The organism is Micromonospora sp. CP22 (assembly GCF_009712475.1).
In the GTDB taxonomy this organism is placed as follows: Bacteria; Actinomycetota; Actinomycetes; order Mycobacteriales; family Micromonosporaceae; genus Micromonospora.
The window spans coordinates 182619-196444 of the sequence record NZ_VCJO01000009.1 but is presented as its reverse complement, the minus strand read 5'-3'; the positions used below and the strand labels follow the sequence as shown (position 1 = coordinate 196444).

15 protein-coding genes are annotated in these 13826 nt (G+C 71.3%); 7 read left to right on the top strand and 8 right to left on the bottom strand.

Annotated elements, in window-relative coordinates; genetic code table 11:
* Window positions 1-123: 123 nt before the first annotated feature.
* The 3 genes from FF096_RS17210 to nadA form a co-directional block, all read right to left on the bottom strand.
* A complete protein-coding gene (locus FF096_RS17210) occupies window positions 124-729 on the bottom strand; it encodes a DUF3043 domain-containing protein (RefSeq protein ID WP_309223459.1) in 606 nt (201 codons plus the stop codon).
* Between the two features lie 78 nt (window positions 730-807).
* Window positions 808-2163: a UDP-N-acetylglucosamine 1-carboxyvinyltransferase gene (murA, locus tag FF096_RS17205; protein ID WP_155219525.1), complete on the bottom strand. Its 1356-nt coding sequence runs from the start codon at window positions 2161-2163 to the stop codon at window positions 808-810.
* A 224-nt stretch (window positions 2164-2387) separates the two neighbouring features.
* Complete coding sequence (nadA, locus tag FF096_RS17200) at window positions 2388-3569, bottom strand: quinolinate synthase NadA (RefSeq protein WP_155219335.1); 1182 nt, start codon at window positions 3567-3569, stop codon at window positions 2388-2390.
* 59 nt (window positions 3570-3628) lie between these two features.
* Between nadA and FF096_RS17195 the strand changes: the two genes are divergently transcribed.
* The 3 genes from FF096_RS17195 to FF096_RS17185 all read left to right on the top strand — a co-directional run bounded on the left by FF096_RS17195 (window position 3629) and on the right by FF096_RS17185 (window position 6429).
* Entirely contained in the window at window positions 3629-4768 is a 1140-nt protein-coding gene (locus FF096_RS17195; RefSeq protein WP_155219332.1) for a glycerate kinase, read from the top strand.
* 150 nt (window positions 4769-4918) lie between these two features.
* Complete coding sequence (gene erpA / locus FF096_RS17190; RefSeq protein ID WP_093401225.1) at window positions 4919-5287, top strand: iron-sulfur cluster insertion protein ErpA; 369 nt, start codon at window positions 4919-4921, stop codon at window positions 5285-5287.
* Between the two features lie 164 nt (window positions 5288-5451).
* Window positions 5452-6429 carry a carbohydrate kinase family protein gene (locus FF096_RS17185; RefSeq protein ID WP_155219330.1) on the top strand — a complete coding sequence of 326 codons (978 nt, stop codon included), beginning with the start codon at window positions 5452-5454 and terminating at the stop codon, window positions 6427-6429.
* 31 nt (window positions 6430-6460) lie between these two features.
* Here the strand turns inward: FF096_RS17185 and FF096_RS17180 are convergent, their stop codons facing one another.
* Together FF096_RS17180 and FF096_RS17175 are read right to left on the bottom strand one after the other, a co-directional pair.
* Window positions 6461-6712 carry a sulfurtransferase TusA family protein gene (locus FF096_RS17180; RefSeq protein WP_309223475.1) on the bottom strand — a complete coding sequence of 84 codons (252 nt, stop codon included), beginning with the start codon at window positions 6710-6712 and terminating at the stop codon, window positions 6461-6463.
* 23 nt (window positions 6713-6735) lie between these two features.
* Entirely contained in the window at window positions 6736-7887 is a 1152-nt protein-coding gene (locus FF096_RS17175) for an aminotransferase class V-fold PLP-dependent enzyme (protein ID WP_309223458.1), read from the bottom strand.
* Window positions 7888-8078: 191 nt separating this feature from the next.
* On the opposite strand from FF096_RS17175, the gene coxB reads away from it, so the two are divergent.
* Together coxB and FF096_RS17165 are read left to right on the top strand one after the other, a co-directional pair.
* On the top strand, window positions 8079-9050 hold the full coding sequence (gene coxB, locus FF096_RS17170) for a cytochrome c oxidase subunit II (RefSeq protein ID WP_309223457.1): 972 nt from the start codon (window positions 8079-8081) through the stop codon (window positions 9048-9050).
* 10 nt (window positions 9051-9060) lie between these two features.
* Window positions 9061-9489, top strand: coding sequence for a cytochrome c oxidase subunit 4 (locus tag FF096_RS17165; protein WP_155219324.1), 429 nt, complete (start codon window positions 9061-9063; stop codon window positions 9487-9489).
* A gap of 87 nt (window positions 9490-9576) precedes the next feature.
* On the opposite strand, the gene trpD is transcribed toward FF096_RS17165, so the two are convergent.
* From trpD to FF096_RS17150, 3 genes are all read right to left on the bottom strand, one after another.
* Window positions 9577-10623, bottom strand: a complete 1047-nt coding sequence (gene trpD, locus FF096_RS17160) for an anthranilate phosphoribosyltransferase (protein WP_155219321.1) — start codon at window positions 10621-10623, stop codon at window positions 9577-9579.
* A gap of 84 nt (window positions 10624-10707) precedes the next feature.
* Window positions 10708-11103, bottom strand: a complete 396-nt coding sequence (locus tag FF096_RS17155) for a hypothetical protein (protein WP_155219318.1) — start codon at window positions 11101-11103, stop codon at window positions 10708-10710.
* Between the two features lie 95 nt (window positions 11104-11198).
* Window positions 11199-12200: a cytochrome c oxidase assembly protein gene (locus tag FF096_RS17150; RefSeq protein ID WP_309223456.1), complete on the bottom strand. Its 1002-nt coding sequence runs from the start codon at window positions 12198-12200 to the stop codon at window positions 11199-11201.
* A 108-nt stretch (window positions 12201-12308) separates the two neighbouring features.
* Here FF096_RS17150 and FF096_RS17145 point away from each other — a divergent pair, with 108 nt between their 5' ends.
* Window positions 12309-12908, top strand: a complete 600-nt coding sequence (locus tag FF096_RS17145; RefSeq protein WP_309223455.1) for a heme-copper oxidase subunit III — start codon at window positions 12309-12311, stop codon at window positions 12906-12908.
* A gap of 76 nt (window positions 12909-12984) precedes the next feature.
* Complete coding sequence (locus FF096_RS17140) at window positions 12985-13824, top strand: cytochrome c (protein WP_155219315.1); 840 nt, start codon at window positions 12985-12987, stop codon at window positions 13822-13824.
* Window positions 13825-13826: the final 2 nt, after the last annotated feature.

Sequence of the window (13826 nt, the reverse complement as noted above, 5' to 3'; positions counted from 1 at the left end):
ACCGTCAACCGCTCGTCGCCGTCGCCGGGGGCCTGTCCGTTCACCTGTCGGCGCAGCCGAGACCGGCGCGTACGAGGTGCCGATCCGGGCAGGCACGCCGCATGGCGCGTGCCCGGCGGGCGGTCAGACCGGGTCGCCGAGGGCGACCCGGGGCTCCGGCGTACGCAGCTTGCGGAACGTGATCGACCGCATGATCGCGTAGACGTACAGCGACCCCATCCGCTGGGTGGACTTCGGGAAGCGCTCGCGGACCAGCTTCTTGATCCGGCGTGAGATGAGCACCGAGTCGACCACCACGCCCAGGGCCAGTGCACCCCAGAGCAGGTTGGAGGCCAACCGGATCACCGGCGGCATCGCCTGGTTCGAACCGATCAGCACCACCAGGGCGCCGCCGAAGAACCAGGTGCCGACGGTACGCCGGGAGTCGACCACGTTGCGGGCCAACAGCCGCTCCGGGCCCCGGTCGCGGGGCCCGCCCTCACGGCGGAACTCCGCGGCGGCCTCGGCGCGGCGTTGTCGGCGCTGCGCCTTCGCCTCTTCCTTGCTCAGCGGCTTCCTGGCCATGGCAGGGCGACGACCGTGAGAGGGGCGCTTCGGCGTCTCCCGTCCCTTGGCCGGGGTGTAGGCACGGGACCGGGCCGCCTCGGCCGCCTCCTCCTCAGCCGGGGTCAGCGGCTCGGTGGCGGGTTCGGCGAGGTCGGCGGACTTGCGGCGAAACAGCGACGGCACGCGGCAAGGGTAGCCAACGCCGCGCGCCCGATGCACATCGCGGTGCGGCGAACGCGCGGCGCCGGCGTCGCGGGTCGATCAGGGTCGTTCGACGTGCGCGCCCAGGTCGGCGAGCTTGGCCTCGAAGTCCTCGTAGCCACGGTTGATCAGATCCACGCCGTAGACCCGGGAGGTGCCCTCGGCCGCCAACGCGGCGATCAGGTGGCTGAAGCCCGCCCGCAGGTCGGGAATGACCAGGTCGGCGGCGTGTAGCTTGCTCGGACCGGCGATCACCGCGGAGTGCTTGAAGTTGCGCCGGCCGAACCGGCACGGGGTGCCGCCCAGGCAGTCCCGGTAGACCTGGATGTTCGCGCCCATCGAGTTCAGCGCCTCGGTGTAGCCGAGCCGCTGCTCGTAGACCGTCTCGTGGACGATGGACAGGCCGCGAGCCTGGGTCAGGGCCACCACCAGCGGCTGCTGCCAGTCGGTCATGAAGCCCGGGTGCACGTCGGTCTCCAACGCGGTGGCCTGGAGTTCACCGCCCGGGTGCCAGAAGCGGATGCCGCCCTCCTGCCCCGGTTGTCCGGGGCGCGGCGGCCGGGTGTCGGTCACCTTGTACTCGCCGCCGACCGAGCGGAAGACGTTCAGGAAGGTCATCATGTCGGCCTGCTCCGCGCCGAGCACCTCGACGTGGCCCCGCGTGGCCAGTGCCGCCGCGGCCCAGCTCGCCGCCTCGATCCGGTCCGGGATGGGCCGGTGGGTGTAACCGTGCAGCTTCGGTACGCCCTGGATCTCGATCACCCGGTCGGTGTGCACCTTGATGATCGCGCCCATCTTCTGCAGGACACAGATCAGGTCGATGATCTCCGGCTCCACGGCCGCGTTGCGCAGCTCGGTGACGCCCTCGGCCATCACCGCGGCCAGCAGCACCTGCTCGGTCGCGCCCACGCTGGGGTAGGGCAGCGCGAACTTCGTGCCGTGCAGCCCGTTCGGCGCGGACAGGTGCAGACCCTCGGGGGTCTTCTCGACGGTCGCGCCGAACTCCCGGAGTGCCTGGAGGTGGAAGTCGATCGGCCGGGGCCCGATGTGGCAGCCGCCGAGGTCCGGAATGAAGGCGTGCCCGAGACGGTGCAGCAGCGGCCCGCAGAACAGGATCGGGATCCGGCTGGAACCGGCGTGCACGTTGATCTGGTCGGTGCTGGCGCTCTCCACGTTCGCCGGGTCGAAGACCAGCTCGCCGTCCTCGTCGCCGTCGGTGACCTTGACGCCGTGCAGCCCGAGCAGGCCCCGGACCACCTCGACATCCCGGATCTTCGGCACGTCGAACAGTCGGCTGGGGCTGTCGCCCAGCAGTGCGGCGACCATCGCCTTGGACACCAGGTTCTTCGCGCCGCGTACCCGGATCCGCCCTTGCAGCGGCGTGCCTCCGTGTACGACCAGGACGTCGTCGGTCAACGCAACCTCCAGCGCGTGCGTGCTGCCGTTTCGATGAATGGACACCACCGGTCGCTACCCGGGGTGCGGTCGCGCCCAAACGCCCGCGCCCGCGTGTGTCGTCGCCCGGCAGCATAGCCCTCCGTGATGAGAATGGATCCGGTCACACCGCTTCGGAGGGTATTTATCGGTGATCCGGCACTTTCGCGTACACCCGACGTCACAGACGGTGACGTCGGGTGTGGTCAGGCGCCCGGCAGCGCGAGCATCTGATCCAGCGCGACCCGGGCGTGGTGCGCGGTGTCGGCGTCGACCGTGATCTGGTTGACCACCCGCCCGGCGACCAGCTCCTCCAGCGCCCAGACCAGGTGCGGCAGATCGATCCGGTTCATCGTCGAGCAGTAGCACACGGCCCGGTCCAGGAACATGATCTGCTTGTCCGGATGGGCCAGCGCGAGCCGGCGGACCAGGTTCAGCTCGGTGCCCACCGCCCACGCGGAACCGGCCGGGGCGGCCTCGATGGTCCTGATGATGTACTCCGTGGACCCGACCAGGTCGGCGGCCCGCACCACCTCGTGCCGGCACTCCGGGTGGACCAGCACGTTCACGCCCGGCACCCGGTCCCGAACGTCGTTGACGCTGTCCAGCGTGAACCGGCCGTGCACCGAGCAGTGCCCGCGCCAGAGGATCATCTTCGCGTCGCGCAGCTGCGCGGCGGTGAGCCCGCCGTTCGGCTTGTGCGGGTCGTAGAGGACGCAGTCGTCCAGGGAGAAGCCCATCTCCAGCACGGCGGTGTTGCGGCCGAGGTGCTGGTCGGGCAGGAAGAGCACCTTCTCGCCCTGCTGGTACGCCCACTCCAGGGCCCGCTTCGCGTTCGACGAGGTGCAGACCACTCCGCCGTTGCGCCCCACGAAGCCCTTGATGTCGGCCGAGGAGTTCATGTAGGTGACCGGGACGGTCCGCTCCGCCAGGCCCAGCTCGGTGAGCACGTCCCAGGCGTTCTCGACCTGCGGCAGCGCGGCCATGTCCGCCATCGAGCAACCGGCGGCCAGGTCGGGCAGCACGACCTGCTGGTCGGCGGAGGTGAGGATGTCCGCGCTCTCGGCCATGAAGTGCACACCGCAGAAGACGATGTACTCGGCCTGCGGTCGGGCGGCGGCCTCGCGGGCCAGCTTGAACGAGTCGCCGGTCACGTCGGCGAACTGGATCACCTCGTCGCGCTGGTAGTGGTGACCCAGCACGAAGACCCGGTCGCCGAGGGCGGCCTTGGCCGCCGTCGCGCGGGCCACCAGGTCGGGGTCGCTCGGCGCGGGCAGGTCACCCGGACACTCCACGCCACGTTCGGTGGCGGGGTCGCTGCCACGGCCGAGAAGCAGCAGCGCGGTCGCGGTGTTGGAGGGCTCAACCCAGGTCGTCACGCCTCCCATGGTCCCACAGCGCGACCGTCCTGCCGGCCGTGCGGGTGTGGGCTGCCACACTGCCAGGCATGCGCGTACTGCTCTGCCCGGACAAGTTCGCCGGTACGTTGCCGGCCCCGCAGGTCGCCGCCGCCGTGGCCGACGGCTGGCGGGAGGTGGCACCCGGCGACGAACTGCTGGTCAAGCCGTTGGCCGACGGTGGACCGGGCTTCCTCGACGTGCTCGCCGAGGCGCTGCCCGGCCGGCGGGTGCCGGTGCGTACCACCGATCCGCTGGGTCGCCCGGCCGACGGTGAGATGCTGCTCACCGATGGTGGCGAGGTCGCCTGGCTGGAGAGCGCCCAGGCCTGCGGCCTGCACCTGCTCGACACCACCGAGCGGAACCCGCTGACCACCACCTCGTACGGCCTGGGTCTGCTGATCGCCGCCGCGGTCGAGGTCGGTGCGCGCACGGTGGTGGTCGGGCTCGGTGGCTCGGCGACCAACGACGGTGGCGCGGGCATGCTCGCCGCCCTCGGCGCGGTGGCGCTGGACGACAGCGGCACCGCCCTGCCGTACGGCGGCGCGGCGCTGAGCGCGGCGGCGACGCTCGACGGGCTGCCCCGGCTGCGGGACACCCGGCTGATCGCGGCCACCGACGTCGACAACCCGCTGCTCGGGCTGCACGGCGCGAGCAACGTCTTCGGCCCGCAGAAGGGCGCCGACCGGGCCGACGTGCTGCTGCTCGACGCCGCGCTCGGTCGCTGGGCCGAGGTGCTGGAACGGGATCTACCCGGCTGTCCCAGCGGGCTCGGGGCGTTGCCGGGTGGCGGCGCGGCCGGCGGTGTCGGTGCCGCGTTGCTCGCGCTCGGCGGGCGGTGCGAGTCCGGCATCGGGCTGGTCAACCGGGCCGTCGGGCTGGACGCCGTGCTCGACGAGGTCGATCTGGTGATCACCGGGGAGGGCCGCTTCGACCACCAGTCGCTGCGCGGCAAGGTGGTGGCCGGAGTGGCCGGTGCGGCACGTGACCGGGGCGTACCCTGCGTGGTGCTCGCCGGTCAGGTCAGCACCGGGCGGCGGGAGGCGGCGTCGGTCGGGGTGACCGACGCGTACAGCCTGGTGGAGCATTTCGGCGGCGAGGAGCGGGGCGGGCTGGCCGCCGCCCTGGAACGGCCGGCGCAGGGGCTGCGGGAACTGGGCACCCGGCTGGCGCGGCAGTGGAGCCGCTGAGTCGTCCCCGTCGAGTGCCTGGTCACGCCGCCGGGTCGCGCGGCCACCGGCGGCCTACAATCAAGAACTGGACCACTGTGGGAATCGCTGACCGGCGGCTGACGTTGGCCAGGGGAGGACCACACCGACGCGCCGCAGGGAGAATTCCACGTGACCACGCCAGCGCAGACCGAGTCGACCGAGGCCAAGGCCCCCACGTCCGTCGTCCTCACCGACGTCGCGGCGCAGAAGGTCAAGGCCCTGATCGAGCAGGAGGGCCGCGACGACCTGCGGCTTCGGGTCGCCGTGCAGCCGGGCGGCTGCTCCGGCCTGCGGTACCAGCTGTTCTTCGACGAGCGTTCGCTCGACGGTGACATCGTCACCGACTACGACGGTGTCGAGGTCGTCGTCGACCGGATGAGCGCCCCCTACCTGGCCGGCGCCACCATCGACTTCGCCGACCGGATCGACGCCCAGGGCTTCACGATCGACAACCCCAACGCAGGCAACTCCTGCGCCTGCGGCGACTCCTTCAGCTAACCCGCCCCACCCCCCACCGCTTCGTCCGGTGATCAAGAGGTTTTGGTCGCGCCACGCCCTGGTCGGCGACCAAAACCTCTTGATCAACGCGATGGTGGGGGGTGGGTCGGTGGTTTCGGGGCCGGTAGGCTGATCAGGCTCTGCCGCCGATCCCGAGGGTTGCCATGAAGATCGCCGTGACCGGCTCGATCGCCACCGACCACCTGATGAGCTTCCCGGGTCGGTTCGCCGACCAGCTCATCGCCGACCAGCTGCACAAGGTGTCGCTCTCCTTCCTGGTGGACGATCTGGTACTGCGCCGAGGCGGGGTGGCGGCCAACATCGCGTTCGGCATGGGGCAGCTCGGGCTCCAGCCGGTGCTGCTCGGCGCCGTCGGCGCCGACTTCGCCGACTACCGCTCCTGGCTGGAGCGGCACGGGGTGGACTGCGACTCGGTGCACGTCAGCGAGATCGCCCACACCGCCCGCTTCGTCTGCACCACCGACACCGACATGTGCCAGATCGCCTCCTTCTACGCGGGGGCGATGAGCGAGGCCCGCAACATCGAGCTGCACCCGGTGGCCCAGCGCCTCGGCGGGCTCGACCTGGTCCTGGTCAGCGCCAACGACCCGGAGGCGATGCTGCGCCACTCGGCCGAGTGCCGCGAGCGCGGTTACCCCTTCGCCGCGGACCCGTCCCAGCAACTCGCCCGGATGCCCGGCGAGGACGTGGTGGCGCTGATCGACGGTGCCGACTACCTGATGACCAACGACTACGAGAAGTCGCTGCTACAGAGCAAGGCCGGCCTCTCCGACGAGCAGTTGCTGGACCGGGTGAAGATCCGGGTCACCACGCTGGGCAAGCACGGGGTGGAGATCGCGGGCCGGGGAATCGAGACGATCCACGTGCCGATCGCCCGGGAGACCCGGGCGGTCGACCCGACCGGCGTCGGCGACGGCTTCCGCGCCGGGTTCTTCACCGCCCTGTCCTGGGGGCTCGGGCTGGAACGGGCCGCCCAGGTCGGCTCCCTGCTCGCCACCCTGGTGCTGGAGACCATCGGCACCCAGGAGTACCAGGTGCGCCACGACGTGTTCGTCAAGCGCCTCGCCGAGTCCTACGGCGACGAGGCCGCCGACGACATCCGTCCCCACCTGCTGCCCTGACCGACGCCGTCGGCAGGGGGCCGAGCCCGGCTCAGTGGGCCCGGCGGACGTGGTAGGCCGGGCCCGGGTGGGCGCCGAGGAACTCCTGGCCGCGCATCCGACACCAGGCCGGGATGTCGACCGCGGCGGCCGGGTCGTCGGCCAGCACCCGGACCACCGCGCCGACCGGCAGCTCCGGTAGCCGGCGGGCCAGGGCGATCACCGGCAGTGGGCAGCGCTGGCCGAGGCAGTCGAGTACCTCGTCGGGCCGCTGACCGCTCGGGCCGGCGGGGGTCTCCGGCACGTCGCCGTCGGGCTCGCGGACGGTCACAGCCCCACCACCCCCGCCTGCTGCCGTAGCTCGGCGACGATCTCCGGCAGCTCGGCGAGGAAACGTTCCACGTCGGCCTCGGTGCTGCCGGAGTGCAGGGAGACCCGGACGTTGCCGTGCGAGAGCACCCCCATCGCCTCCAACACGTGCGACGGGCGCAGGGTGGCGGAGGTGCACGACGAACCCGACGAGACCGCGAAACCCCGCCGGTCCAGGGCGTGCAGCAGCGCCTCGCCGTCGACGTACAGGCAGGAGAAGGTGACCAGGTGCGGCAGCCGGTGCTCGGGATCACCGACCACCTCGACGTCCGGCACCTGCGCCGCCACCCGGGCCCGGATCCGGTCCACCAACGGTGACAGCCGCGCCGCCTGGGCCGCCGCGTCGGCCGCCACCGCGCGCAGGCTCGCCGCCGCCGCCACCACCGCCGGCAGGTTCAGCGTGCCGGGGGTACGCCCCGACTCGCGCTCGTCGGTCGGCCACGGCGACTCCCAGCGGGTGCCCTTGCGGACCACGAGCAGCCCGACGCCGGGCGGGCCGCCCCACTTGCGGGCGCTGGCGGTCAACACCGACCACCCGTCGGGCACCGGCACCCGGCCGACCATCTGGGCGGCGTCGACGTAGAGCGGCACGCCCGCGTCGGCGCAGGCCGCCGCAGCCTCCTCGACCGGTTGGACGGTGCCCACCTCGTGACTGGCGGCGATCAACGCCGCCGAGGCCACCTGATCCCCGGCGACCGCCGTCGACCAGGCGTCCAGATCCAGCCGGCCGAGGCGGTCGACCGGCACCTCGACGGCCGTGCCGCCCCCGGCGACGTGCTGTTCGGCGGCGTACAGCACGGCCGAGTGCTCGATCGTCGAGTGCACCAGGACCCGGCCGACCCGTCGGCGTCCGCGCAGGCCACCGAGGACGGCGGTGTGCGCGGCGCTGGTGCCGCTCGGGGTGAAGGACAGCTCGTCGGGGCGTACGCCGAGGGTTTCGGCCGTGGCCTCGCGGGCGGCGTCGAGCAACTGGCGGGCGCGCCTGGCCTGGGAGTAGAGCCGGTCGGGGTCGGCCCAACCGTCGTCGAGCGCGGCGAGGAGCGCCTGCCGGGCGACCGGATGCAGCGGCGCGGCGGTGGCCGCGTCCAGGTAGACGGGGGAAGACGTCACGTCTGTCCACGCTATCGCCTCGGTCGGCACAAGATCCCCCGTCGGTGGGGACAACGACCCCAACCGGGTCCAGCCTGGCATGGTCGAGTAATCTGCGACCGTCGGTGACGCCTTTGCCGCCGGTGTGGCGGCTCCGCTCGGCGGAGCCGGCCGAAACGAGGCACCGCGGCGCGCTAGGGAGGCAGGACCAGGTGGTCGCAAGGAGTTCGGAGGTACGGCCGACGGCCGTACGGCGCAGCGCATCCTCGCGAGCCGGTGGGCGGCGGGGGCGTCGTGCCGGGCGTCTCGCCGGGCTCGGATTCGGTGGGGCGGCTCTGCTGGTCCTGCTCACGGGCTGTGACGTCGGTGCGGCGTTCGGCGGCTTCGGTTGGCCGCAGGGCGGCATCACCCCGGAGTCGCGGCGGATGTACGACCTGTGGATCGCCTCGTGTGTCGCGGCGCTCGCGGTCGGCGTATTCGTCTGGGGCCTGATCTTCTGGTGCGTGGTGCGTTACCGCAAGCGCGGCAACGAGCTGCCGGTGCAGACCCGTTACAACCTGCCGATGGAGTTCCTCTACACCATCGCCCCGGTGCTGGTCGTCTCGGTGCTCTTCTACTACACCGCGGTGGTGCAGACCGACGTGGTGAAGACCACCAACAACCCCGACGTCACCGTCGAGGTCGTCGCCTTCAAGTGGAACTGGCAGTTCAACTACCGCGACGGCCAGGGCGTCGAGGCCGACACCGTCGCATCGGTGCTCGGCACCAGCGAGGTCATCCCGATCCTGGTGCTGCCGACCGGCCGGTCCATCCGGTTCGAGGAGACCAGCCGCGACGTCATCCACTCGTTCTGGGTGCCGGAGATGCTGTTCAAGCGCGACGTCATGCCCGGCAGCATCCGCAACGTCTTCGAGGTCTCCTCGCTGGAGAGCGAGGGAGCGTACGTGGGCCGCTGCGCCGAGCTGTGCGGCAGCTACCACGCCTTCATGAACTTCGAGCTGCGGGTCGTCTCGCCGGAGAACTTCGACCGCTTCCTCGCGGCCAAGCAGGGCGGCGCCTCCACGCAGGACGCGTTGACCTCCATCGGTGAGGAGCCGTACGCGATCACCACGAAGCCGTTCGAGACGCGGCGTACCGAGAGCAACTTCAACCCGGACACCGCTCCGGCCGGCACGGGAAGCTGAGGCAACCGGCATGAAGACCGAGTGGCGTATCTTCCTGATCATCGCTGGGTTCCTGCTCTTCGCGACCTTCCTGTACGGCGGCTGGACGTGGGCCGAGTCGGACGGTCGGATCGAGTGGATCGGCACCGTGGCCCTGCTGCTGTCGTTCCTGCTCTGCGCGATGTGCGGCGGCTTCTTCTGGTTCGTCTCCCGCCGGATCGACCTGCGCCCCGAGGACCGGCCGGACGCCGAGATCTCCGACGGCGCGGGCGAGATCGGCTTCTTCAGCCCGGGCAGCTACTGGCCGTTCGGGCTGGCGCTGGCCGCCGCGCTCGCCGGTCTGGGCCTGGCGTTCTGGCAGTTCTGGCTGCTCGGCCTGGGTGCGGTGGCAGTCATCATGGCCGCCTGCGGCCTGCTGTTCGAGTACTACAGCGGCACCCGGCGTACCGCCGAACACTGAGCATCACGACGACAGGGCCCGCCCCGGATGGGGCGGGCCCTGTCGTGTCGTCGTCGGTCAGCCACCACGCGGTGGTAGTGGGGTCGCTCAGACGGCCCCGGCGACCTTGATCCAGCTGTCGAGGGCGCGGGCGGCGGCCCCGGAGTCGATCGACTCGGCGGCCCGGTCCAGACCGGCGCGGAGCGCCTCGGTCAGGTCGCCGTCCAGCGGCCCCTGGGTGGCCAGCGCCGCCGCGGCGTTGACCAGGACGGCGTCACGCACCGGCCCCGGCTCACCGGCGAGCAGGCGTCGGGCCACGTCGGCGTTGTGGGCGGCGTCGCCGCCGCGCAGGTCGGCGAGGGTGGCCCGGGGTACGCCGAGGTCGATCGCGTCCACCACGGTCTCCCTGACGGTGCCGCTCTGGGCGATCCAGAATCGGGTCGGTGCGGCGGTGGTGAACTCGTCCAGCCCGTCCTCGCCGCGCATCACCAGCACCGAGTCGCCCCGTGCCGCGAAGACGGCCGCCATCACCGGCGCCATCGTCCGGTCGAAGCAGCCGACGGCACCCGCGCGGGGGCGGGCCGGGTTGGTCAACGGGCCGAGGAAGTTGAACGTGGTCGGCACCCCCAGCGCCCGCCGGACCGGCCCGGCGTGGCGCATCCCGGGGTGGAACCGAGCGGCGAAGCAGAAGCCGATGCCGGCCTCGGCCACGCACCGGGCCACCTGATCGGGCCCGAGGTCCAGCGGTACGCCGAGGAACTCCAGCAGGTCGGCGGTGCCGCAGGAGGACGAGGCGGCCCGGTTGCCGTGCTTGACCACGCGTACGCCGGCTCCGGCCACCACCAGCGCGGTCATCGTGGAGATGTTGACCGTGTGAGCGAGGTCGCCACCGGTGCCCACCACGTCGAGCGCTTCGGCGCGTACCTCCTCGGGCAGCTCGACCGGCACGGCCTGGCGGAGCATCGCCTCCACCATCCCGCCCACCTCGGCCGGTGTCTCGCCCTTGGCTCTCAGCGCCACGGCGAAGCCGGCGATCTGGGTCGGCTCGGCCGACCCGCTGATGATCTCGCCCATCGCCCAGGCGGTGTCGGAGGCGGAGAGTTCCTCGCCCCGCAGCAGCGCGGTGAGCAGGTGCGGCCAGGTCCGTTCGCCCATCGTGGGCCTCCCGAGCAGACGGTTACGGGTGGGACGGGACCGGCGCCGGCTCGCCCGGCGCCGTGGCGGTGCCGGTGTGGAACGTCAGGCGGGTGCGTCAGCGCGCAGCAGGTCGGTCACGGTGGCGGCCGTGGTCACCGGGTCGAGCGGGTGTACCAGAGTGGCGTCGACCTCGGCGAAGGACGCCAGCCAGCGGTCGGCGGCGCGGGCGATCACCACACAGGTCGGGGGAGCGTCGTGGCGATCGTCCTTGATCTGCCGCGCGATGCCGATGCCGCCACCGGGGCTAGCCTCCCCGTCGAGCAGCATCAGGTCGATCTCGTAGTCGTCGACCAGCCGGATGCACTCGTCGTAGGTGGACGCCTCGACGAACTCGATTCGCAGGTCGGGCGCGGGTCGGGTGCCGACGGCGAGCCGCATCCGGTCCCGCACCTGCGGGTCGTCGCTGTAGAGCAGGACGGTGCACTGACGATCGCTCATGGCTTCCAACGGCTCCCACTTCGTAGCTGCGTGGCTGATCGTACCGGTCGGTGTGGCGAGCGTGACACGCCGCCCCGACCGATCTCCGAGGTATCTCAGGCGGTGGATTCCGCCGCTCGTTGCCGGGCTTCCTGGCGGTCCAGTTCGCGGTCGATCCGGCGGGCCTCGCGCTCGGCCTGGCGCATCCACTGCACCACCAGAACTGCGAGCATCGTCACGCTGACGAACTCGCCGCCGGCCCACAGGATGCCCCCGGCGAGCACCTGGTCGTCCCAGGGGTCGGCCCAGGTCAGGCCGAGCGACGGGTACCAGTCGCCGCCGAAGAGGGTCGTGCTCTGCATGATGGTCAGCCCGAGCACGGTGTGGAACGGCACCGACAGCAGCATCAGCAGCGCCCGCCCCGGGTACGGCCAGCGCCCCGGCAGCGGATCCAGCCCGAGCAGCGGCCAGAAGAAGACGCAGCCGGTCATGATGAAGTGCGCGTGCACCACCTCGTGCGCCCAGGCGTGTTCCAGCGTGTAGCGGTACAGGTCGGTGAAGTACAGCGCGAACGGGTTCACCACGAAGATGGCGAACGCCACCAACGGGAAGGTGTAGACCCGGGCGATCCGACTGTGCACCACCGCCAGCAGCCGCTTGCGCGGACCGATCGGCAGCGTACGCAGGGCGAGTGTCACCGGCGCGCCCAACGCCAGGAAGATCGGCGAAACCATGGACAGCACCATGTGCTGCACCATGTGCACCGACAGCAGCGTGGTGTCGTACGCGTGCAGCCCGCTGACCGTCACCGCGGCGATGCCGCCGAGTCCGGGGCCGAGGAAGAAGACCGTCCGGGCGACGGGCCAGCGGTCGCCGCGCAGCCGCAGCCGGTACACCCCGTAGAGGTAGAGGCCGGCGGCGAGGACCAGACCGAGGGCGAGCCAGCTGTCCAGCCGGGCCTCGGTGACCACGGCGGTGACGGAGAACGGCGGTGGAGTGACCTCGGCCGCCAACGTCGCGACGTTGGCCGTCACCTCGGTCGCCGCCGAGCCGGTCGCAGCCGCGTTGAGCAGCGACGCGCCCGGTGCGGTCATGGAGATCGGATCGACGTGCAGCACGCCAATCAGCCTAGGTCAGGCGAACCGGACGGTACCGATCGGGCCATGCTGGGCACGGGTTTCACCCCCCGCTGATCGGCGGCCATGGTGAGCGGCCATAATGACCGCGTGACTGCGGCCCCAGCCATTGACAAGAGCCGGATCCACTCTCTGACGCGGCCCAACATGGTCAGCGTCGGGACGATCGTCTGGCTCTCCAGCGAGCTCATGTTCTTCGCGGCGCTGTTCGCGATGTACTTCTCCATCCGCGCGGCGGCGCCGGAGCAGTGGGCGGAGCACACTCCGGTGCTCAACATCCCGTACGCGACGGCGTTCACGACGATCCTGGTGCTGTCCTCGGTGACCTGCCAGATCGGCGTGTTCGCTGCCGAGCGTGGTGACGTCCACGCGCTGCGGCGCTGGTTCACGATCACCTTCGTGATGGGCCTGATCTTCGTGCTCGGCCAGCTCAACGAGTACCGCGAGCTGGTCTCCCACGGCATCAAGATCAACGGTGACGGCTACGGGTCGATGTTCTACCTGACCACCGGCTTCCACGGCCTGCACGTCACCGGCGGTCTGATCGCCTTCGTGATCTTCATGATCCGCACCACCATGGGTCGGTTCACGCCGGCTCAGGCCACCGCGGCGATCGTGGTGTCGTACTACTGGCACTTCGTCGACGTCGTGTGGATCGCGCTGTACGCCATGATCTACTGGCTTCAGTGATCTTGGCGCGGCGCCCGACGCCTTGCCGCTGCTCCACCCCCGCAAGACAAGGTCCAACCGGTTAAGGACACAGGTCATGACTTCTGACAACGACCGCCGACGCGGTCTGCTCGCGCGGCTGCGCGGGCGGCCCGGGGCACCCAGCAGGGGCCGCCGCCGGCTGGGTGCTGCGGTCCGGCTGGTCGCCGCGCTGATGCTGGCCGGCGGCGCCTACACCGTCCTCGCCCCTGGCGCCGCCGCGCAGGAGAATCCGCCGCTGAGCAGCGCTGCCGCCGACGGCAAGGCGCTGTTCGACGTGAGCTGTGTGACCTGTCACGGTCGCAACGCGCAGGGGGTCGAGGGGCGCGGGCCGAGCCTCATCGGCGTCGGTGCCGCCTCCGTGGAGTTCCAGGTGAGCACCGGCCGGATGCCGATGGCCCGGCAGGAGGCGCAGGCGGCCCGCAAGCCGGCGGTGTTCACCCGTGACGAGATCGACCAGCTGGCCGCGTACATCCAGGAACTCGGCGGCGGCCCGGTCGTGCCGGCCGGCGACAACCTGCACGCCGACGGCAACATCGCCATCGGTGGCGAGCTGTACCGGATCAACTGCTCGCAGTGCCACGCGTTCAGCGGTGGCGGCGGCGCCCTCTCCTCCGGCAAGTACGCGCCGAGCCTGCGGCCGGCCACCGACCGGCAGATCTACGCGGCGATGCTCAGCGGCCCGCAGAACATGCCGGTCTTCGGCGACAACCAGATCACGCCGGAGCAGAAGGCCGACATCATCGCCTACATCCAGCAGACGCTGAAGGACGACGCCGACCCGGGCGGCTTCTTCAACCTCGGCCGGTACGGACCCTCCACCGAGGGGATTGCGATCTTCCTCGTCGGCATCGTCGCGCTGGTCTTCGCCAGCCTGTGGATCGCGGGTAAGTCGTGAGC

Bases quoted from the DNA above. Each gene is read 5' to 3' on its own strand.
- FF096_RS17155 (WP_155219318.1), bottom strand. From the start codon at position 11,103: ATGAGCGATCGTCAGTGCACCGTCCTGCTCTACAGCGACGACCCGCAG.
- FF096_RS17140 (WP_155219315.1), top strand. From the start codon at position 12,985: ATGACTTCTGACAACGACCGCCGACGCGGTCTGCTCGCGCGGCTGCGC.
- FF096_RS17185 (WP_155219330.1), top strand. From the start codon at position 5,452: ATGAAGATCGCCGTGACCGGCTCGATCGCCACCGACCACCTGATGAGC.
- FF096_RS17195 (WP_155219332.1), top strand. From the start codon at position 3,629: ATGCGCGTACTGCTCTGCCCGGACAAGTTCGCCGGTACGTTGCCGGCC.
- nadA (WP_155219335.1), bottom strand. From the start codon at position 3,569: ATGGGAGGCGTGACGACCTGGGTTGAGCCCTCCAACACCGCGACCGCG.
- trpD (WP_155219321.1), bottom strand. From the start codon at position 10,623: ATGGGCGAACGGACCTGGCCGCACCTGCTCACCGCGCTGCTGCGGGGC.
- FF096_RS17165 (WP_155219324.1), top strand. From the start codon at position 9,061: ATGAAGACCGAGTGGCGTATCTTCCTGATCATCGCTGGGTTCCTGCTC.